The organism is Corallococcus macrosporus (assembly GCF_017302985.1).
Taxonomy (GTDB): domain Bacteria; phylum Myxococcota; class Myxococcia; order Myxococcales; family Myxococcaceae; genus Corallococcus; species Corallococcus macrosporus_A.
Genome location: NZ_JAFIMU010000008.1, coordinates 201,049 through 223,807, shown reverse-complemented (window position 1 = coordinate 223,807; position 22,759 = coordinate 201,049). Strand labels below are relative to the sequence as shown.

The 22,759-nt window shown below is 72.4% G+C and carries 3 protein-coding genes; 1 reads left to right on the top strand and 2 read right to left on the bottom strand.

Going from position 1 to position 22,759, the window contains the following annotated elements:
- Window positions 1–105: 105 nt before the first annotated feature.
- On the bottom strand, window positions 106–9,801 hold the full coding sequence (locus tag JYK02_RS40530; protein ID WP_207055572.1) for a non-ribosomal peptide synthetase: 9,696 nt from the start codon (window positions 9,799–9,801) through the stop codon (window positions 106–108).
- A 351-nt stretch (window positions 9,802–10,152) separates the two neighbouring features.
- On the opposite strand from JYK02_RS40530, the gene JYK02_RS27665 reads away from it, so the two are divergent.
- Window positions 10,153–13,818, top strand: a complete 3,666-nt coding sequence (locus JYK02_RS27665) for a type I polyketide synthase (RefSeq protein WP_207055571.1) — start codon at window positions 10,153–10,155, stop codon at window positions 13,816–13,818.
- 10 nt (window positions 13,819–13,828) lie between these two features.
- On the opposite strand, the gene JYK02_RS27660 is transcribed toward JYK02_RS27665, so the two are convergent.
- Window positions 13,829–22,747: a non-ribosomal peptide synthetase gene (locus JYK02_RS27660; protein WP_207055569.1), complete on the bottom strand. Its 8,919-nt coding sequence runs from the start codon at window positions 22,745–22,747 to the stop codon at window positions 13,829–13,831.
- Window positions 22,748–22,759 lie beyond the last annotated feature (12 nt).

Sequence of the window (22,759 nt, the reverse complement as noted above, 5' to 3'; positions counted from 1 at the left end):
CCTCCGGAATGCTTGAATGGCTGTAAATTGAGGAAAATAGAACTACCGCGTCAAGTCTGACGACGCCAGGGCAGGCAGGCGGGCTGGAGGGCTCCCCGGGCCTCCTCAGCGTCCGCGCCGCTGGGCCATGCGCCGCAGGTTGTCCCGGCGTTGGGCTCCCGCGTCCTGGGTGGGGGTGGGCTTGGCTCCCGGTGGCGGGTCCCCCGGCGGTGAGAGGTGGCCGGCGAGCGCGCGCACCGTGGGGTACTGGAAGAGCGTCAGCAGCGGGACCTTGCGGCCCACCCGCGCCTCCAGCTTCGCGTGCACGGCCTGGAGCAGCAGGGAGTTGCCGCCCAGGTCGAAGAAGTTGTCGCTCGCGCCCACGCGCTCCAGGCCCAGCACTCCGGCCCAGAGCGCGGCCAGCGTCTCTTCCAGGCCGGCCTCGGGGACGCGGTAGTCCTCGCTCAGCTCGGGGCGGTGCGCGTCTGGCGCGGGCAGGGCCTTGCGGTCCAGCTTGCCGTTCGCGGTGAGGGGCAGGCGCTCCAGCACCACGAACGCCGAGGGCACGGCGTGCTCCGCGAGCGCCCCGCGCAGCGACGCGCGCAGCGCGTCCACCGTGAACGCCGTCCCTTCGTGGAGCACGACGTAGGCGACCAGCCGGCGCTGGCCGGGCACGTCCTCGCGCACCTGGGCCACCGCTTCCTTCACGCGGGGCTGGGCGAGCAGCGCGGCCTCCACTTCGCCCAGCTCGATGCGGAAGCCGCGCAGCTTCACCTGCGAATCCGCGCGGCCCCGGAACTCCAGCGTCCCGTCCGCGAGCCACCGCGCCACGTCGCCCGTGCGGTACAGGCGCGCGCCGGGCTCTGGGGAGAACGGATCCGGCCCGAAGCGCTCCGCCGTGAGCGCGGGCTGGCCCAGGTAGCCCCGCGCCACCTGGGCGCCTCCCAGGAACAGCTCGCCCCACAGGCCCACCGGCACGGGCTGTCCCGCGCCATCCAGCACGTACACGCGCACGTTCGGCTCAGGGGTGCCGATGGGCGGCAGCGGGCCCTGGGGGACTTCGGGCGTCACGACGCCGGAGGTCGCGATGACGGTGTTCTCCGTGGGGCCGTAGCAGTTGAACCACCGGCCTGGAACGGAGGGGCCCGGGCGGCGGTGCAGCACGTCCCCCGCGACGTGCACCCGTCGCAGCGGCATGCCGGCGGGCCAGGGCTGCTCCAGCGCCGCCTCCGCCATGGGCGTGGGCAGCGTCGTGAGCGTGATTCCCTCCGACGCGAGCCATCGCACCAGCCGCGCGGGCTCCGCGCGCACCTCGTCCGACGGCAGGTGGAGGCTGGCGCCATGCGAGAGCGCGGGCCAGGTCTCGAAGACGGTCGCGTCGAACGCGAGCCCCGTCAGCAGCGTGGCCCGGTCCCCCGGCGCGATTGCCGCCACCGTGCCGAGCCCCGCGACGAGGTTCGCCAGCGTGCCATGCGTCACCGCGACGCCCTTGGGCTTGCCCGTGCTGCCCGACGTGTAGATGACGTACGCCATCGCCTCATCGTGCGGCGTCACCCCGGGCGCGGTGGTGGGCTGCGCTTCCAGCGCGGGCTCCGCGTCCAGGCAGAGCACGCGCACGCCGCGGTCCTCGAAGCGGGAGGCGAAGGCCTGCCTCGTGACGACGACGCGCGCGTCACTGTCCGTCAGCACGTGCCGCCACCAGGCCTCCGGCCACTTCAGGTCCATGGGCAGGTAGGCCGCTCCCGCCTTGAGGATGCCCAGCGCGCCGCACACGTAGCCGGGCGTGCGGTCCATGCACAGGGCGACCACGGTCTCCGGCCCCACGCCGTGCGCGCGCAGCAGGTGCGCCAGCCGGTTCGCCCCCGTCTCCAGCTCCTGGAACGTGAGGCGTTGCCCGTCGCTCGCCAGCGCGAGTGCATCCGGCCTTTGCCGCGCCTGCCGCGTGATGCACGGGAGCACGCGTACGTCCGCCGGCACCTCGAGCGCCGTGTCGTTCCACGCGACGAGCAACTGCCGCCGCTCGGCTTCCGTCAGCAGGGACAGCGACGCGAGCGGACGCTCCGGGGTTCGCGTCAACTGCTCCAGCAGCCGCACGTAGTGCCCCGCCATGCGCTCCACCGTCGCCGCGTCGAAGAGGGCGGTGTTGTATTCCCAGTGCGTCAGCGTCCCGGAGGCGGACTCGCGCACGAAGAGGGTGAGGTCGTGTTTCGCGAGTCCCGGATCGAAGGACACCGGCGCCGTCTCCAGCCCTCGCAGCGGGATGCCGGGGAAGTCCTGGAAGAGGGCGAACACGGCCTGGAACACCGGTGTGCGGCTGAGGTCTCGCGGCGTCTGGAGCGCGTCCACCAGTTGTTCGAAGGGCACCTCCTGGTGCGCGTACGCGCCCAGGCACGTCTCGCGCACCTGGTGCAGGAGTCCCTGGAAGGACCTGGCGCCGGAGACCTTCACGCGCAGCGGCAGGGCGTTGACGAAGAAGCCGATGAGCCCTTCCAGCTCGCGGTGATTGCGGCCGGAGATGGGCGAGCCGACGACGAGGTCGTCCTGCCCGCTGTAGCGCGACAGCAGCGCCTGGAAGCCCGCGAGCAGCGCCATGAAGGGCGTGACGCCCTGCTGGTGACACAGCTCCTTCACGGCGGCGTCCACGGCGGCGGGGAGCCGGACGACATGGGCCGCGCCAGTCTGGGCCTGCACGGGCGGCCGTGGGCGGTCGGTGGGCAGCTCCAGCGCGGGGGGCGCGCCCTCCAGGTGCTGTTTCCACCAGGCCACCTGCGCGTCCAGCCCCTCGCCCCGCAGGGTCGCGCGCTGCCAGCGGGCGTAGTCCGTGTAACGGATGGGCAGGGGCGGCAGGCGCGGCGTCTGGTTCCGGGTGAAGGCGTCGTAGAGGATGCCCAGCTCGCGTCCCATCACCTCCGTGGACCAGCCGTCCGTGATGATGTGATGCATGAGCAGCAAGAGCGCGTGGTCCTCCGCGTCCAGCCGCACCAGCGTCGCCGTCAGCAGCGGACCCGAGCGCAGGTCGAAGACGTGGCGCATCCGCGCTTCCGCGTGCTGGCGGAGCACGGTGTCGCGCTCGTGGGGCGGCACGTCCTCCCGTGGCTCATGCACGAGCGCGAACGGGACCGAGGGCAGCACGCGCTGCACGGGCTGGCCGTCCTCTTGCGCGAACACCGTGCGCAGGGACTCGTGACGGTCGATGAGCGCCACGAGCGACCGCTCCAGCGCGGCCACGTCGAGCGGTCCCTTGCACCGGACGAACAGGGGGACGTTGAAGGCGAACCCGCCCGGCGCGAGCGCGTCGATGAACCACAGGCGCTGCTGCGGGAAGGACTGGGGCGCGGAGTCGCCACCCTCCAGGCGCATCAAGGGCGGGGTGCGGAGGGGATGGGCTTGCTGGCGCAGGGCCTCGACCCGCGCGGCCAGCTCCGCGAGCGTCGGCGCCTCGAAGAGGACGCGCAGGGACAGGTCCACCCCGAAGGCCTCCCGCAGCCGGGAGACCACCTGCGTGGCGAGCAGCGAGTGTCCCCCCAGCTCGAAGAAGTGGGCCTGGAGGCTCACCTGGGGCACCACGAGCAGGGAGGCCCAGATGTCGGCGATCACCTTCTCCACCGCCGTCATGGGGGCCCGCGAGCCGGTGTCGTCCGCCGTTTCCTCCACGGGCGCGGGCAGGGCGTTGCGGTCCACCCTGCCGCTGGGGCCCAGCGGCAGCGCGTCCATGCGCACCAGCACGGCCGGCACCCCGTGCTCCGGCAACCGCCGCGCGAGCGCCTGCCGCAGCACCCGTTGTGAGAAGGCCGCCTCCGGCTGGACCACGTAGGCCACCAATTGCTTGCGTCCCGGCGTGTCCTCGCGGACCACCACGGCGGCGTCCCGCACGTCGGGCAGGGCGCGCAGGGCGGACTCCACTTCGCCCAGCGCGATACGCAAGCCGCGCAGCCGCACCTGTCCGTCCATGCGTCCAAGCCGCTCCAGTTGTCCGTCCGCGAGCCAGCGGCCCTTGTCGCCCGTGCGGTAGAGGCGCGCGCCCGGCGTGGTGCTGAAGGGAGCGGGAACGAAGCGCTCCGCGGTGAGCCCTGGCCAGCCCGGCAGACCGTGCGCGAGTCCTTCTCCGCCCACGTACAGCTCGCCCGGAACTCCGACGGGGCAGGGCTGTTGCCGCGGGTCCAGCACGTAGAGCTGGACCGAAGGCAGCGGCCTTCCCAGGGGAGGGCGTGCGGGCCAGGTGCTGGGGGCGCCCGCAGCGCGCCACGCGCAGGCCGCATGGGTTTCGGGAGGGCCGTACTGGCTTTCGAGGACGCAGCCGGGCAGCCGCTCGAAGAAGGACACGAGGGCCGGCGTCACCTGGAGCGGTTCGCCTGACGTGATGACCTCGTGGAGCGGAGGAAGGCCTGGCGCGGCGTGCGCGGCTTCGCTCAGCGACTGGAGTTCGACGGATGGCAGGAAGAGCCGCTCGATGGGGTGCCGGGTGAGGAAGCGCAGCAGGGACCGTGGGTCGCGGCGTGCTTCTTCGTCGCTGATCACCAGCCGGCCACCGGCGCACCAGGTGCTGAAGAGCTCCTGGAAGAAGGTGTCGGAGCCGGGCGGGGCGAGCTGGAGCGTGGTGGCCCGCGCGCGGACGGCATGGCGGGTCCGCCAGGCGAGCACGTTTCCGAGGCCCCGGTGGGACATGGCGATGCCCCTGGGACGGTCCGCCCCGGCCGAGGTGAAGACGACGTAGCAGACCGCCTCGGGTGACAGCCGCACGTCGGGTGACGACGCGGGATGGCGTGCCACGGAGGCGGCCTCCAGCGTCACGATGCGCGCGGAGGTGTCTGGAGGCAGGGCACGCACGAAGCGCTCATGCGCGAGGACCACGGGCGCGCGGGTGTCCTCCAGTACGGGCACCCAACTTTCGGCCGGGGCGTTCGGATCCAGCGGGACGCAGGCCGCGCCGGCCTTGAGGGTGGCGAGCACCGCGATGGGCATGTCCAGGCTGGAGCGCTCCAGGCACAGCCCGACGGAGCTGCCCGGCGTGACGCCCAGGGCGATGAGGTGGTGCGCGAGCTGATTGGCGCGTGCGTCCAGTTGCGCGTACGTCAGCGACTCCGCTGCGTTCGTGAGGGCGACCGCGTCCGGTGTCCGCTCGGCCTGCGCCTCCACCCGGACGTGGATCCGCTCGCGTGCGGGGAGCTGTTCCTCCCGGTGGTTCCACGCGACCAGCAGTTGCTCGCGTTCCTCCGGTGACAGCAGCGGCACGTCCACCAGGGCCAGGTCCGGGTTCGCGGTGACGCCTTCGAGCAGGCGCACGTGATGCGCGGCCATCCGGGCCAGGGTCGCCTCCTCGAAGAGGGCGGTGTTGTATTCCCAGTAGGCGACGAGTCCGTGCGGCGTCTGCCGCATGAACAGCATGAGGTCGAAGCGCGAGATGCCCGCCTGGAACGGGAAGTCCTCCACCGCGAGGCCGGGCAGGGACAGCGGCGTCGCGGCCCGCTGCAGGACGAACATCGCCTGCACCAGGGGCGTGCGGCTGAGGTCGCGGGGCGGCTTGAGCGCATCCACCAGTTGTTCGAACGGCAGGTCCTGATGCGCGAACGCACCCAGGCAGCTTTCGCGCACGCCGCGCAGCAACTGCCGGAAGGACCGCGTCCCCGAGACGTCCGCGCGCAGGGCGAGCGTGTTGACGAAGAAGCCGATGAGCCCCTCCACCTCGCGGCGGTTGCGGCCGGAGATGGGCGAGCCGACGACGAGATCCTCCTGCCCGCTGTAGCGCGCGAGCAGGGCCTGGAAGCCCGCCAGCAGCGTCATGAACAGCGTGGCGCCTTCGCGCTGGCCCAGCGACTGGAGCGCGCCGTGGAGGGACTGGGGCAGCCGCACCTCGAAGTTCGCGCCCTGGAAGGTCTGCATGGACGGGCGCGGCTTGTCGGTGGGCAGCTCCAGCACGGGCGGTGCTCCCCGGAGCGCCTCCCTCCACCACGTGAGCTGGTCCTCCAGCTCCTCTGCGTGGAAGGACTCACGCTGCCACCGCGCGTAGTCCACGTACTGGAGGGACAGGGGCAGCAGCGTGCCCTGTCCTTTCGAGGGGTAGAGCGCGTTCAGTTCGCGCTGGAGCACGTCGACGGACCAGCCGTCGAAGACGATGTGGTGGATGACGAGCATCAACACCTGGTCGTCATCGGCGACGCGCAGGAGCAGGCCCCGCATCAGGGGACCGCGTCGCAGGTCGAACGGGCGGCGCGCTTCGGTGGACAGGCGCTCCGCGAGCTGCGCGGCCGCCACGTCCACCCTTTGCAGCGTGAAGTCCCCCGCGGGCCCGATGCGCTGCACCGGCTGCCCGTCCACCTCGTTGAACGTGGTGCGCAGGACGTCGTGGCGCCGGATGATCTCCGCGAGGCTCCGCTCCAGGGCGTCCGTGTCCAGCGCGCCCCTCAGCCGCGTGACCAGGGGCACGTTGTACGCGTAGCCCAGCGGGTCGAGCTGCGAGATGATCCACAGCCGCTGCTGCGCGAACGACTGGGGCTGCCACCCATCCCGGGGGCCGGGCACGAGCGGCAGCGCCTGGAGACGGTGGCTCCCCAGCCGCAGCGCATCGATCCGGGCCGCGAGACTGGTGACCGTGGGCGCCTCGAACAGGGCCCGCACGGACAGGTCCACGGCGAATGTCTCCCGCAGCCGGGAGACGACCTGCGTGGCGAGCAGCGAGTGCCCGCCCAATTCGAAGAAGGAGTCCTGCGCGCCGACGCGCGTGCGGCCCAGGAGCGCGGCCCAGACCTCCGCCACCGCCGTCTCCGTCGGGGTGACGGGCGCCACGGAGGACTCGCCCGTGGGTGCGTCACCCATGGGCGTGACGAGCGCCTTGCGGTCCACCTTGCCCACGGGCGTCAGCGGCAGCCGGTCCAGCTTCACGAAGGCGGAGGGGACCAGCGGCGCGGGCAGCCGCGCGGCCAGACTTGGGCGCAGCGCGCTCATGTCCACGGTGGGTCCAGCCACCCACGCCACCAACCGCTTGTCGCCGGGGGCGTACTCGCGCACCTCCGCCACGGCGTCCTCCACGCCGGGCAGGTGGCGCAGGGCGGTCTCAATCTCTCCCAGCTCGATGCGGAAGCCGCGCAGCTTCACCTGCGAGTCCGCGCGGCCCATGAATGCCAGCTCGCCGGAGGGCAGCCACCGCGCGCGGTCTCCGGTGCGGTAGAGGCGTGCGCCGGGAGTTTCGCTGAAGGGATGGGGGACGAAGCGGTCCGCGGTGAGCTCCGGCCGGTCGAGGTAGCCCCACGCGAGGCCGTCGCCTCCCACGTACAGGTCGCCCACCACGCCGGGCGGCACGGGCTCCAGGCGCGCGTCCAGCACCAGCGCCTGGGAGTTCTCCAGCGGCCGGCCAATGGGCACGGGCATCCGCGCATCCAGGTCCCGCTTCACCTGGTAGGTGGCGGAGAAGGTGGTGTTCTCCGTGGGGCCGTAGCCGTTGACGACTGCACGGCCCGCGTCCAGCAGCTTGCGCGCGGCCAGCGGAGACAGGACGTCGCCACCGGTGATGACCTGCTTCACCCGCGCGAGTGAAGCGGGCCGGTTGAGCGCCATCTGTTCGAAGAAGGCGGTGGTGAGGAACAGCACGCTGATGTGCTCGCGCTCCAGCGTCGCTTCCAGTTCCTCCAGCGATGGCGTTACCGGCGGGTAGAGGAACAGCTTCGCGCCATTGAGCAGCGCTCCCCACAGCTCCAGCGTCGCGGCGTCGAATGACGTGGTGGCCAACTGGAGGACGACGTCCTGCGCGTCGAACCGGACGTAGGACACGCCCTTCACCAACCGAGTCACGGCCCGGTGGGGAACGCCCACGCCCTTGGGCCGCCCCGTGCTCCCGGACGTGTACATGACGTACGCGAGTGCATCCGCGGGGATGTGCACGTCGGGCGCGGACTCCGGGTGGCCCGCGAAGGTCCGCCACGACGGGTCGAGCACCACGACCCGCGAGGCCAGGGACTCCAGCGCGGACTCACGGCCCGGCTCCACCAGGAGCACGGAGATGCGCGCGTCACGCGCCATGAACTCCAGGCGCTCGGACGGGTAGGACGGATCCAGCGGGACGTACGCGCCCCCCGCCTTGAGGATGGCGAGCGTGGCGACGACCATCTCCAGAGAACGGCTCGCGCACAGGCCCACCGGAGTCCCCAGGCTTACGCCCTGGCCACGCAGGTGGTGCGCGAGTTGGTTGGCGCGTGCCTCCAGTTCCGCGTACGTGAGCCGCTGGCCTCCGGCCTCCGGGGCAATCGCGTCAGGCGTGCGCGCGGCCTGCTCCGCGTACGTGAGCTTCTGACTTCCTGCCTCCAGGGCGACCGCGTCAGGTGTGCGCGCGGCCTGCTCCGCGAAGAGGGCGGGCAGGGACGCCTCTCGCGGGTAGGGGACGGCGGCGCCCGTGCCCAGCTCGAGCAGGCGCTGGCGCTCCGCCTCGCTGAGCATCGGCAGCGTGGCCACGGGCCGCTCGGGCTCCGCGACCGCGGCCTCCAGCAGGCGCGTGTAGTGCTCCGCGAAGCGCGCCACCGTGGCCGCGTCGAAGAGGTCGGTGCTGTACTCCCAGAGGCTCACGAGGCCTTCGGGCGTCTCGCGCAGGAAGACGGTGAGGTCCATGCGAGAGACGCCCGGCTCGAAGTCCAGCTCGGACGTCTTGAGGCCCTCCAACTCCAGCGCGGGCACGGCCGAGTGCTGGAGCGTGAAGAGCACCTGGAAGAGCGGCGGGCGGCTCAAGTCGCGCTCGGGCTGGAGCGCGTCCACCAGTTGCTCGAAGGGCACTTCCTGGTGCGCGTACGCGTCCAGGCACGTCTTGCGCACGCGGCGCAGCAGCTCCCCGAAGCCGAGCGAGCCTTCCCCCTGCACGCGCAAGGGCAGGGTGTTGATGAAGAAGCCGATGAGCGGTTCCACCTCCTGGCGCGTGCGGCCGGAGATGGGCGAGCCGATGACGATGTCGTCCTGGCCGCTGAGCCGCGAGAGCAGCAGGTGCATGCCACCCAAGAGCGCCATGAAGAGCGTGACGCCCTGCCTGCGGCACAACACCTCCAGCGCTTTCCCCAACTCCGGAGGAAGCGCGTGGCGGTGCACCGCGCCGCGAGTGGACTGCGCGGAGGGACGGGGCCGGTCCGTGGGCAGCTCCAGCGCGGGGGGCGCTCCCGTCAATGCACCCCGCCACCACTCCAACTGCTGCGTCAGGTGCTCCCCCCGAAGCCACTGCCGCTGCCACACTGCATGGTCGGCGTACTGCACGGGCAGCGCGGGCAGCGCGGGCGTCGTGCCGGTGCGAAAGGCCGCGTAGAGCGCTTGAAGCTCCCGCTCCATCACCGTGAGCGACCAGCCGTCGCAGCAGATGTGGTGCAGCATCAGGAGCAGCACGTGCTCCGTCTCGCCCAGCCGCAGCAGCCGCACGCGCACCAGCGGCCCCGCGCCCAGGTCGAAGGGCGTGCGCGCCTCCGCCTCCGCGGTCCGCCGCAGGGCCTGCTCCCGCTCGGACGCGGGCAGTGCCTCCAGCGACTCCACCCGCAGCGGCAGGGACAGGGACGGTGCGATGCGCTGCACGGGCTGTCCATCCACCACGGCGAATGTGGTGCGCAGCGCTTCGTGCCGCTCCACCAGCACGGCCAGGGCGCGCTCCAGCGCGGGGACGTCCAGCGCGCCGGTGAGCCTCGCGAAGTACGGGACGTTGTAGGAGATGCCCCCGGGCGTGAGCTGCTCGATGAACCACATGCGCTGCTGCCCGAAGGAGAGCGGCAACAACGCGTCGCGGGAGACAGGCACCACCGGAGGCGCACGGCGACGGGACTTCGGCGCGGAGGCGGAAGGGGAGCCGGGGTGCTCGGTCGTCATGTCGCCCTCGAAGGGATGCGGAGAGAAGGGGGCCGCCCTCGAGGAGCGGCACGGCTCAAGCGGTCTGCTCCTGGCTCAGCTCGTCGCACGACCTGGCCACGGCGCAGAGCCAGTTGAACATCCAGCATCGACACATCCACGCCCAGCAGCTTCTGCCCGTGCCGGCCAGCCACGCCTCCATGGATGAGGTGATTCCACTCCGCGTGCTGATGGAGGCTCCTGCCCGAGGGACGCTCGAGCGGTTTCGAAATGCGGAAAATAGAACTCCCGCGCGAGCACACACAGCCCCAGGGCAGGCAGGCAGGTTCGGTCCTTCCCCGGGTTCCGGGCTTCTTTGGCAGTCTGGCCGGCATGGACGACGCGAACGCGAGCGAAGCGACGGCCCCCGAGCCGTCGATGGCGGTGGCGGTGGTGGGCCTGGCCCTGCGCTTTCCGGGGGCGGCGGATGCGCGGGAGTTCTGGCGCAACCTGGCGGGCGGGGTGGACTCCATCACGCGGCTGGACGACGCGGGCCGGGCGAAGGCGGGGATGCCGCAGGGGGACGAGTGGGTCGTCGCGGCGGGCGTGCTGGAGGCGGCGGAGTCCTTCGACGCCGCGTTCTTCGGGTACTCGCCGCGCGAGGCGGAGGGCATGGATCCGCAGCAGCGCGCCTTCCTGGAGTGCGCGTGGTCCGCGCTGGAGTCCGCAGGGCACGCGCCCCGGGGCAAGCCCCAGCGGGTGGCCGTGTTCGCGGGCGGAGGCTACTCGCTGTACGGGCTGCGCGACCCGGACGTGGGGGCGGGGCTGGCGGTGGGCGTGTCCCTGGACTTCCTGGCGACGCGCGTGTCGTACGAGCTGGACCTGAAGGGGCCGGCGATGACGGTGCAGACCGGGTGCTCCACGGCGCTGGTGGCGCTGCACCTGGCGACCCAGTCACTGCTGGCGGGTGAGTGCGACATGGCCATCGCGGGCGGGGTGTCCATCCGGCTGCCGCAGCTGGCGCCGTACCGCTTCCAGGAGGGGGACATCGTGTCGCCGGACGGCTGGTGCCGGCCCTTCGACGTGAAGGCGGGCGGGACGGTGGCGAGCAACGGCGTGGCGGCGGTGGTGCTCAAGCGGCTGGACGACGCGGTGGCGGACCGCGACCCCATCCGCGCCGTGGTGCTGGGCACGGCGCTGAACAACGACGGCAGCGGGAAGACGGGCTTCACGGCGCCGTCGGTGGACGGGCAGGTGGCGGTCATCGCGGACGCGCAGGCGGTGGCGGGCGTGGCGCCCGGGGACGTGTCCTATATCGAGGCGCACGGGACGGCGACGGCGCTGGGGGACCCCATCGAGGTCGCGGCGCTGCGGCAGGTGTTCCAGGGCGTGGCGCCCGGGGTGTGCGGCCTGGGGTCGGTGAAGAGCAACGTCGGGCACCTGGGCGCGGTGGCGGGGCTGGTGGGCGTCATCAAGACGGTGCTGGCGCTGGAGCACCGGCAACTGCCGCCGACGCTGAACTTCACCGCGCCGCATCCGTTGCTGGAGCTGGAGGGCAGTCCGTTCCACGTCGTGTCCCGCCTGCGGCCGTGGGAGGGGCCCCTGCCGCTGCGCGCGGGGGTGAGCTCGCTGGGGATTGGCGGCACCAACGCGCACGTCGTGTTGCAGGAGGCGCCGCGCGTGGAGGCGGACAAGGCCCGGCGGCGGGAGGAGCTGCTGCTCGTGTCCGCGAAGACGGAGGGCGCACTGGAGCGGATGACGCTCGCGCTCGTGGAGAGGCTGCGGGAGCAGGCGGGGAGTGCGGGGGGGGATCCGCGTGAGGCCATCCCGGAGGCGCTGGCGGACGTCGCGCACACGTTGCAGGTGGGCCGGGCGCGCTTTCCCTGGCGCCGCTTCGTAGTGGTGGGCCGGGGCCCTGACGCGGCTTCGCTGCTGTCGGGTGAGGCTTCCCCGGCGCGCACCGTGTTCGACGAGGGCGAGGGGCGCGGCGTGGCCTTCCTCTTCCCGGGGGGCGGCGCGCAGCGGGTGAACATGGGCGAGTCGTTCCTGCGGGAGCCCGCCTTCCGCGCGGCGCTGGACACCTGCGCGGAGCTGCTTCGCGGGCCGATGGGCGCGGACTTGCGAGAGGTGCTGTTCGCGGGCCCGGACCGGCAGGAGGCCGCGGCCCGGGAGCTGGACCGGCCGCTGTGGTCGCAGCCGGCGCTGTTCGCGTGTGACTGGGCCCTGGCGCAGCTCTGGCTGTCGTGGGGCGTGAAGCCGGCGGCGCTGCTGGGGCACTCGCTGGGCGAGTACGTGGCCGCGTGCCTCGCGGGCGTGTTCACGCTGGAGGAGGCGCTGGGTCTCGTGGTCGCGCGAGGGCGCCTCATGGAGGCCATGCCTCCGGGCGGGATGGTGTCGGTGCTCGCTCCGGTGTCCCGCGTGGAGGCGCTGCTGGGGACCGGCGTGTCGGTGGCCGCCGTCAACGGCCCCCAGACGTGCGTGCTCTCCGGGCCGCTGCCCACGCTGGAGGCCGTGGAGGCGGCGCTCACGAAGGAAGGCGTGGAGTTCAAGCGGGTGCGCTACGCGCGCGCGGCCCACTCCGCGATGATGGAGCCCTTCCTGGAGGGCTTCGCGCGCGAGGTCGCGAAGGTGAAGCTGCGCGCCCCCACGCTGCCCGTCGTCTCCAGCCTCACCGGCCGCTGGCTCCAGGAGCGCGAGGCGACGTCTCCGGAATACTGGGTGCGGCACCTGCGGCACACGGTGCGCTTCTCCGACGCGCTGGAGTGCCTGCTGGAGTCCGGCGACCGCGCGCTCATCGAAGTGGGCCCGGGGACGACGCTGACCTCGCTCGCGCGCCAGCACCCGGCGCGCAAGACGCAGCCCGTGCTCGCCACGCTGCCGACGAAGGACGGCGTGACCGTGAGCTCGCTGGAGGCCCTGGGCGAGGCGTGGGCCGCGGGCGTGGACGTGGACTGGGAGCGCTTCCGCGATGGAGAGAAGCGCCGCCGCGTGGACCTGCCCACGTACAGCTTCGACCGCGTGTACTACAGCCTGGAGGAGGCTCCGGCCGTCGCGCAGCCTCGCGCCTCGCGCGAGCCCCGTCCCGCGCCCCGGGCCGCCGAGGCGCGGAGAAGCGCCTCGCGCGTGGCGCCCCGCGACGCCACGGAGCGCGACCTGGTGGAGTGCTTCCAGCAACTGTTCCGCGTGGAGGAGGTGGGGATCCGCGACGACTTCTTCGCCCTGGGCGGTGACTCGCTGCTGGCGCTGCGGCTGCTGGCCATGGTGTCCGAGCGCTTCGGCAAGCGGCTGGCGCTGCGGGAGATGCTGACCGCGCCCACGGTGGAGTTGCTGGCGAAGAAGCTGGGCGGCACCGAGGAGAAGGGGACCCAGTTGCCTCCAGGCGTGGTGCCGCTCCAGCAGGGCACGCGCGGGCCGCCGGTCTTCTTCGTCCACGCGGCGGGCGGGCACTCGGTGTTCTACCGCCAGCTGGCGCAATCCCTGGGCGAGGGCCGCCCGGTCTACGCGTTCGAGTCCCGGGGCCTGGATCCGGACGGCCCCGTGCACACGTCGGTGGAGGAGATGGCCACGGCCTATCTGGAGGGCCTGCGCGCGCTGCAACCCCAGGGGCCGTACCTGCTCGCGGGCGCGTCCTTCGGCGGCGCGGTCATCTACGAGATGGCCCGCCGGCTGACCGCCGAGGGCCACGCGGTGCCGCTGTGCGCGATGTTCGACTCGCCGGGCCCCGCCGACATCGTGAAGGCGCTGGAGAAGGGCGGGGGCACGGGCCTGGAGAACGCCGCGCCCTTCATGGATCCGGAGCAGGAGCGCCGCTTCCTGCGCGTATGGGACGCGAACATCCAGGCGCTGCTCCGCTACCCGATGCCTCCCTTCGAGGGTGGCACCATCCAGTTCTTCCGCGCCGCCACCGTGGTGGAGCCGCTGCCGGAGCACCTGGGGCTGGAGTGGCTGAAGACGGGCGCCGTGGTGCGGGTGGAGACGGTGCCCGGCGACCACAACTCCATGCTCACCGGCGAGAACGCCGCCGCGCTGGGCGCGAAGCTGGCGGCGCTCATCCCCTGACGCCCGGAGTTCATCCGGAGCCCGGCGGCCGGCCGCGCCGCTGGGCCATGCGCCGCAGGTTGTCGCGCCGCTGGGCCCCGGCTTCCGGAGGCGGCGTCGTGGGCACGGGGGCTTGCGAGGGAGTCTCCGGAGCCGGCGCGAGGTGCGCGGCAAGGGCGCGCACCGTGGGGTACTGGAAGAGCGTCACCAGCGAGACCTTGCGGCCCACCAGCGTCTCCAGCTTCGCGTGCACCGACTGGAGCAGCAGCGAGTTGCCCCCCAGGTCGAAGAAGTTGTCGCCCGCGCCCACCCGGTCCACGTGGAGCACCTGGGACCAGATGGCGGACAGCGCCTGTTCCAGGCCTGCTTCGGGCGCGCGGTAGTCCTCGCTCAGCTCGGGGCGCAGGGCCTCCGGTGCTGGCAGGGCGCGGCGGTCCACCTTTCCGCTGGGCGTGAGCGGCAGGCGCTCCAGCAGCACGAAGGTGGAAGGGACCGCGTGCTCCGCGAGCGACCGGCGCAATTCGGCCCGCAGGGTGTCCACCGTGAGCGGTGTTCCTTCACGCGGCACCACGTAGCCCACCAGCCGCTTCGGGCCGGGGGGCTCCTCGCGCACCGTCACCGCGGCTTCCTTCACCGACGGCAGCGCGAGCAGTGCGGCCTCCACTTCACCCAGCTCGACGCGGAAGCCGCGCACCTTCACCTGCGAGTCGGCGCGCCCGCGGAACTCCAGCGTGCCGTCCGGCAGCCAGCGCACCACGTCGCCCGTGCGGTACATCCGCGCGCCCGGCGCGTCGCTGAACGGGTCCGGCAGGAAGCGCTCGGCGGTGAGGTCCGGGCGCCGGTGGTATCCGCTGGCGAGCCCCGCGCCGCCGAGGAACAGCTCGCCCGGGATGCCGATGGGGCAGGGCGCGCCGCGCGTGTCCAGGACGTAGGTCTGCGTGTTGGGGAGGGGTGCACCGATGGGCGGCAGAGCGGGCCAGGTGGCCGGAGGACCGGAGGCGCGCCAGGCGGTGACGACGTGGGTCTCCGAAGGACCGTATTCGTTCTCCAGGACGCAGCCGGGCAGCCGCTCGAAGAGGGCGACGAGCGCGGGCGTCACCTGGAGTTGCTCGCCCGCGGTGATGACCTCGTTGAGCGGAGGCAGCTCCGGTGCGTTGCGTGCCGCCTCGCTGAGCATCTGGAGCGCGACGAACGGCAGGAAGAGGCGCTCCACGCGGTGATGCGTCAGGTGGCGCAGGAGCGCGGAGGGGTCGCGGCGGATCTCGCTGGAGCACAGGAGCAGCCGGCCTCCCAGGCACCAGGTGCCGAAGAACTCCTGGAAGGAGACGTCGAAGTTGAGCGACGCGAACTGGAGCGTGGTGGCCTGGGCGCGGACGGCGCGCTGGATGAGCCAGCCCACCATGTTGCCCACGGCCCGGTGGGACATGGCGATGCCCTTGGGCCGTCCGGTGCTGCCCGACGTGAAGATGACATAGCAGCCCGACTCGGGCGACACCTCCACGGGCGGAGGGGATTCGGGGCGCGTGGCCAGCGCGGCGGTCTGCTCCTCCAGCGTGACGATGCGCGCCGGGGGCAGCGAGCCCACGAAGGACGCATGCGCGAGGACGACGGGCGGGCGCGTGTCCTCCAGCATCATCGCCAGTCGCTCGCGCGGATAGTCCGGATCCAGCGGCACGTAGGCGGCTCCGGCCTTGAGCGTCGCCAGCACCGCGACGGGCATGTCCAGGCTGGAGCGCTCCAGGCACAGGCCCACGACGCTGCCGGGCGTGACACCCAGCGCGATGAGGTGATGCGCGAGCTGGTTCGCACGGACCTCCAGTCGCGCGTACGTGAGCGACGACTCGCCGTCCGTCACGGCGATGGCGTCCGGCGTGCGCGCGACCTGTGCCTCCACCCACCGGTGCATCAGCCCCGGCGCGAACGACGTGTCCTTCTCCGCGTTCCAGGTCACGACGACCTGGCGGCGCTCCTCCTCGGAGAGCAGCGACAGCGCGGCCACGGGGCGGTCGGGTTGGGCCACCGCGCCCTCCAGCAACCGGATGTAGTGCGCGGCCATCCGCTGGACCGTGGCCTCTTCGAAGAGGGCGGTGTCGTACTCCCAGAACGCCGTCAGGCCCTGATCCGACTCGCGCACGAAGAGCATGAGGTCGAAGCGCGCCACGCCCGTCTGGAACGGGACGTCCTCGGCCTGGAGTCCCGGAAGGGTGAGCGGCACGGCGGCGCGCTGGAGGACGAAGAGGTGCTGGACCAGCGGAGAGCGGGCGGGATCGCGCGGCGGCTTGAGCGCGTCCACCAGTTGCTCGAAGGGCAGGTCCTCATGGGCGAAGGCGCCCAGGCAGGCTTCGCGCACGCGGCCGAGCAACTGCTGGAAGGACGGAGCACCAGAGAGGTCCGCGCGCAGGGCCAGCGTGTTGACGAAGAAGCCCAGCAGGCCCTCCACCTCGCGGCGATTGCGGCCGGAGATGGGCGAGCCGACGAGGAAGTCCGGCTGGCCGCTGTAGCGCGACAGCAGGGCCTGGAAGCCGGCCAGCAAGGTCATGAAGAGGGTGGCGCCCTCGCGCTGGCCCAGCGTGGTCAGGGCCCGTGACAGCTCGGGCGACAGGGGGACCTGGAGGCTGTGGCCGTTGAAGGACTGCACCGGTGGACGCGGCTTGTCGGTGGGCAGGTCCAGCACGGGAGGGACCCCCGCGAGTTGCCGGCGCCACCACGCCACCTGCTCCTCCAGCACGTCCCCTCGCAGCCAGTCGCGCTGCCAGCGCGCGAAGTCCGCGTACTGGATGGGCAGCGCGGGCAGCGAGGCCTCCATGCCCTTCACCCGCGCTGCGTAGAGCGCGTCCAGTTCGCGCTGGAGCACGGCGATGGACCACCCGTCGAAGACGGTGTGATGGAACACGAGCACCAGGACGTGGTCGTCGTCCGACAGCCGGAACAGCGTGGCGCGGATCAGCGGGCCCTGGCGTAGATCGAAAGGCACATGGGCCTCGGCCTCCACGCGGTGCCGGAGCGAGGAGGCGTCCTGCTCGCTCGGGGGCAGGTCCACGCGCGCGAGCTTGAAGTCCCAGGCGGGATGGATCCGCTGAGCAGGCTGGCCGTCCACCTCGTCGAAGGTGGTGCGCAGGACCTCGTGGCGGCGGATGACCGCGACGAGGCTGGCCTCCAGGGCCGGTGCGTCCAGCGGTCCGTGCAGGCGCGTCACCAGCGGCACGTTGTAGGCGTGGGCGCTGGGGTCCAGCTTGGAGATGAACCACAGCCGTTGCTGGGCGTGGGACTGCGGGATGATCCCTTCGCGCGAACCGGGGACGAGCGGCGGCGCAAGGCCACGAGGGGCCGCGTGCAGCAGTGCCTCCACCCGCGCGGCGAGCCCCGCCACGGTCGGTGCTTCGAACAGGGCGCTCATCGGCAGGTCCACGCCGAAGTCCTCGCGCAGCCGCGAGATGACCCGCGTGGCGAGCAGCGAGTGTCCGCCCAGCTCGAAGAAGTGGTCCCGCAGGCCCACGCGCGGCCGCACCAGCAGCGATGCCCAGAGCGCGGCGACCTTCCGCTCCACCTCCGTCAGCGGCGGGACGTAGCCCTCCTGCGCCGCCGGTGGCGCGGGCAGCCTGGCGCGGTGCACCTTGCCGCCGGGCGACAGGGGCAGGGCGTCCAGGCGCACGAAGATGGACGGCACCAGGTGCTCCGGCAACTTGAGCGAGAGGGTCTGGCGCAGGAGGTCCGGATCGAAGGTGGACTCCGGGTGCACGACGTAGGCGACCAGCCGGCGCAGGCCCGGCGTGTCCTCGCGCAACACCACGGCGACGTCGCGCACGGCATTGAGGACGCGCAGGGCCGTCTCCACCCGGCCCAGCTCTGCCCGGAAGGCGCGGGGGGGCGCGGCGCGGGGCAAGGGAGGCAGCCGCTCCAACTGGCCATCCGCGAGCCACCGGGCCCGCTCACCCGTGCGGTACAGCCGGGCGCCGGGCACGGTGCCCAGGTGCGACGGCACGAAGCGCTCGGCGGCGAGGTCCGGGCGTCCGGCGTCCTCGGTCGCGAAGCCCTCACCGCTGACGTACAGCTCGCCCGGAACGCCGATGGGGCACGGCTCGCGCAGCGGATCCAACACGTAGACGGAGAAGGGCGGCGACGCCGGAGCACCGCCTGCCTCCTTCCGCCAGCTCAACGCCTCGCGGGTGGTCCAGGCAGGAGGTCCCTCCACGTCCTTGGGGAGCGGGAGTCGGCTCGTCGCGGGGATGCGAACCCCGCGGGCGTTCCAGGTCACCAGGACCTGCTGGCGCTCCTCGGCGGACATGAGGGGCAGGGATGCCACGGGCAGATCAGGACGCGCGACCGCGCCCTCCAGCAGCCGGACGTAGTGCGCGGCCATCCGCAGCACCGTCGCCTCCTCGAAGAGGGCGGTGCTGTACTCCCAATACGCGACGAGTCCGTGCGCGGTCTGGCGCACGAAGAGCATCAGGTCGCCACGGCTGGTGCCGGACCGGAACGGGACGTCCTCGGCCTGGAGGCCGGGGAGGGCGAGGGGCGCGGCGGCGCGCTGGAGGACGAAGAGGATCTGGACCAGCGGGGAACGGGCGGGATCGCGCGGCGGCTTGAGCGCGTCCACCAGTTGCTCGAACGGCAGGTCTTCATGAGCGAAGGCGCCCAGGCAGGCTTCGCGCACGCGGCCGAGCAACTGCTGGAAGGACGGAGCACCAGAGAGGTCCGCGCGCAGGGCCAGCGTGTTGACGAAGAAGCCCAGCAGGCCCTCCACCTCGCGGCGATTGCGGCCGGAGATGGGCGAGCCGACGAGGAAGTCCGGCTGGCCGCTGTAGCGCGACAGCAGGGCCTGGAAGCCGGCCAGCAGCGTCATGAAGAGGGTGGCGCCCTCTCGTTGGCCCAGCGTGGTGAGGGCCCGTGACAGCTCGGGCGACAGGGGGACCTGGAGGCTGGAGCCCGCGAAGGTCTGCACGGCCGGGCGCGCCTTGTCGGCGGGCAGCTCCAGGACGTGCGGGACGCCGTCCAGTTGATCACGCCACCAGGTGAGGTGGGCCTCCAACTCCTCGCCCTGGAAGACCTCTCGCTGCCAGCGCGCGAAGTCCACATACTGGATGGGCAGGGCGGGCAGCGTGCTCTGTCCGTTCGCGGGGTAGAGCGCGTCGAGTTCGCGCTGGAGCACGTCGATGGACCATCCGTCGAAGACGATGTGGTGGATGACGAGCACCAGGACGTGGTCATCGTCCGCGACGCGCAGCAGCCGGGCTCGGACCACCGGCCCCTGTCGCAGGTCGAAAGGCTGGAGGGCCTCCGCCTCCACCCGCGCCTGGACCGCGCCCGCGTCCACGTCCTCCCGTTGCAGCGTGAAGTCCCCCGCGGGCCCGATGCGTTGCATCGACTGGCCATCCACGGTCCCGAAGGTGGTTCGCAGGACGGCGTGGCGCTCGATGACCGAGACGAGGCTGGCTTCCAGGGCTCGTGCGTCCAGCGGTCCGCGCAGGCGCGTCACCAGCGGGACGTTGTAGGACGCGCCCAGCGGATCGAGCTGCGAGATGATCCACAGCCGCTGCTGCGCGAACGACTGGGGCTGCCACCCCTCGCGCGGGCCGGGCACCAACGGGAGCCCCTTGGTCCATGGCCCCTCGCCGCGCAGGGCGTCGATGCGCGCACCCAGTCCGCTGACCGTGGGCGCCTCGAACAGCATGCGCACGGACAGGTCCACGGCGAACGTTTCCCGCAGCCGCGAGACGACCTGCGTGGCGAGCAGCGAGTGCCCGCCCAATTCGAAGAAGGAGTCCTGCGCGCCGACGCGCGTGCGGCCCAGGAGCGCGGCCCAGACCTCCGCGACCGCCGTCTCCGTCGGGGTGACGGGCGCCACGGAGGACTCGCCCGTGGGCGCGTCACCCATGGGGGTGGCGAGCGCCTTGCGGTCCACCTTGCCCACGGGCGTCAGCGGCAGCCGGTCCAGCTTCACGAAGGCGGAGGGGACCAGCGGCGCGGGCAGCCGCGCGGCCAGACTTGGGCGCAGCGCGCTCATGTCCACGGTGGTGCCGGCCACCCACGCCACCAACCGCTTGTCGCCGGGGGCGTACTCTCGCACCTCCGCCACGGCGTCCTCCACGCCGGGCAGGTGGCGCAGGGCGGTCTCAATCTCTCCCAGCTCGATGCGGAAGCCGCGCAGCTTCACCTGCGAGTCCGCGCGGCCCATGAATGCCAGCTCGCCGGAGGGCAGCCACCGCGCGCGGTCTCCGGTGCGGTAGAGGCGTGCGCCGGGAGTTTCGCTGAAGGGATGGGGGACGAAGCGGTCCGCGGTGAGCTCCGGCCGGTCGAGGTAGCCCCACGCGAGGCCGTCGCCTCCCACGTACAGGTCGCCCACCACGCCGGGCGGCACGGGCTCCAGGCGCGCGTCCAGCACCAGCGCCTGGGAGTTCTCCAGCGGCCGGCCAATGGGCACGGGCATCCGCGCATCCAGGTCCCGCTTCACCTGGTAGGTGGCGGAGAAGGTGGTGTTCTCCGTGGGGCCGTAGCCGTTGACGACTGCACGGCCCGCGTCCAGCAGCTTGCGCGCGGCCAGCGGAGACAGGACGTCGCCACCGGTGATGACCTGCTTCACCCGCGCGAGTGAAGCGGGCCGGTTGAGCGCCATCTGTTCGAAGAAGGCGGTGGTGAGGAACAGCACGCTGATGTGCTCGCGCTCCAGCGTCGCTTCCAGTTCCTCCAGCGATGGCGTTACCGGCGGGTAGAGGAACAGCTTCGCGCCATTGAGCAGCGCTCCCCACAGCTCCAGCGTCGCGGCGTCGAATGACGTGGTGGCCAACTGGAGGACGACGTCCTGCGCGTCGAACCGGACGTAGGACACGCCCTTCACCAGCCGCGTCACGGCCCGGTGGGGAACGCCCACGCCCTTGGGCCGCCCCGTGCTCCCGGACGTGTACATGACGTACGCGAGCGCATCCGCGGGGATGTGCACGTCGGGCGCGGACTCCGGGTGGCCCGCGAAGGTCCGCCACGACGGGTCGAGCACCACGACCCGCGAGGCCAGGCCCTTCAGCGCGGACTCACGGCCTGGCTCCACCAGGAGCACGGAGATGCGCGCGTCGCGCGCCATGAACTCCAGGCGCTCGGACGGGTAGGACGGATCCAGCGGGACGTACGCGCCCCCCGCCTTGAGGATGGCGAGCGTCGCCACGACCATCTCCAGAGAACGGCTCGCGCACAGGCCCACCGGAGTTCCCAGGCTTACGCCCTGGCCCCGCAGGTGGTGCGCGAGTTGGTTGGCGCGTGCCTCCAGTTCCGCGTACGTGAGCCGCTGACCTCCGGCCTCCAGGGCGACCGCGTCAGGCGTGCGCGCGGCCTGCTCCGCATATGTGAGCCGCTGGCCTCTGGCCTCCGGGGCAATCGCATCAGGTATGCGAGCGGCCTGCTCCGCGTACGTGAGCTTCTGACTTCCTGCCTCCAGGGCGACCGCGTCAGGCGTGCGCGCGGCCTGCTCCGCGAAGAGGGCGGGCAGGGACGCCTCGCGCGGGTAGGGGACGGCGGCGCCCGTGCCCAGCTCGAGCAGGCGCTGGCGCTCCGCCTCGCTGAGCATCGGCAGCGTGGCCACGGGCCGCTCGGGCTCCGCGACCGCGGCCTCCAGCAGGCGCGTGTAGTGCTCCGCGAAGCGCGCCACCGTGGCCGCGTCGAAGAGGTCGGTGCTGTACTCCCAAAGGCTCACGAGCCCTTCAGGCGTCTCGCGCAGGAAGACGGTGAGGTCCATGCGAGAGACGCCCGGCTCGAAGTCCAGCTCGGACGTCTTCAAGCCCTCCAACTCCAGCGCGGGCACGGCCGAGTGCTGGAGCGTGAAGAGCACCTGGAAGAGCGGCGGGCGGCTCAAGTCGCGCTCGGGCTGGAGCGCGTCCACCAGTTGCTCGAAAGGCACTTCCTGGTGCGCGTACGCGTCCAGGCACGTCTTGCGCACGCGGCGCAGCAGCTCCCCGAAGCCGAGCGAGCCCTCCCCCTGCACGCGCAAGGGCAGGGTGTTGATGAAGAAGCCGATGAGCGGTTCCACCTCCTGGCGCGTGCGGCCGGAGATGGGCGAGCCGATGACGACGTCGTCCTGGCCGCTGAGCCGCGAGAGCAGCAGGTGCATGCCACCCAAGAGCGCCATGAAGAGCGTGACGCCCTGCCTGCGGCACAACACCTCCAGCGCTTTCCCCAGCTCCGGAGGAAGCGCGTGGCGGTGCACCGCGCCGCGAGTGGACTGCGCGGAGGGACGGGGCCGGTCCGTGGGCAGCTCCAGCGCGGGGGGCGCTCCCGACAATTCACCGCGCCACCACTCCAACTGCTGCGTCAGGTGCTCGCCCTGGAGCCACTGCCGCTGCCACACCGCATGGTCGGCGTACTGCACGGGCAGCGCGGGCAGCGCGGGCGTCGTGCCGGTGCGAAAGGCCGCGTAGAGCGCTTGAAGCTCCCGCTCCATCACCGTGAGCGACCAGCCGTCGCAGCAGATGTGGTGCAGCATCAGGAGCAGCACGTGCTCCGTCTCGCCCAGCCGCAGCAGCCGCACGCGCACCAGCGGCCCCGCGCCCAGGTCGAAGGGCGTGCGCGCCTCCGCCTCCGCGGTCCGCCGCAGGGCCTGCTCCCGCTCGGACGCGGGCAGTGCCTCCAGCGACTCCACCCGCAGCGGCAGGGACAGGGACGGTGCGATGCGCTGCACGGGCTGTCCATCCACCACGGCGAATGTGGTGCGCAGCGCTTCGTGCCGCTCCACCAGCACGGCCAGGGCGCGCTCCAGCGCGGGGACGTCCAGCGCGCCGGTGAGCCTCGCGAAGTACGGGACGTTGTAGGAGATGCCCCCGGGCGTGAGCTGCTCGATGAACCACATGCGCTGCTGCCCGAAGGAGAGCGGCAACAACGCGTCGCGGGAGACAGGCACCACCGGAGGCGCACGGCGACGGGACTTCGGCGCGGAGGCGGAAGGGGAGCCGGGGTGCTCGGTCGTCATGTCGCCCTCGAA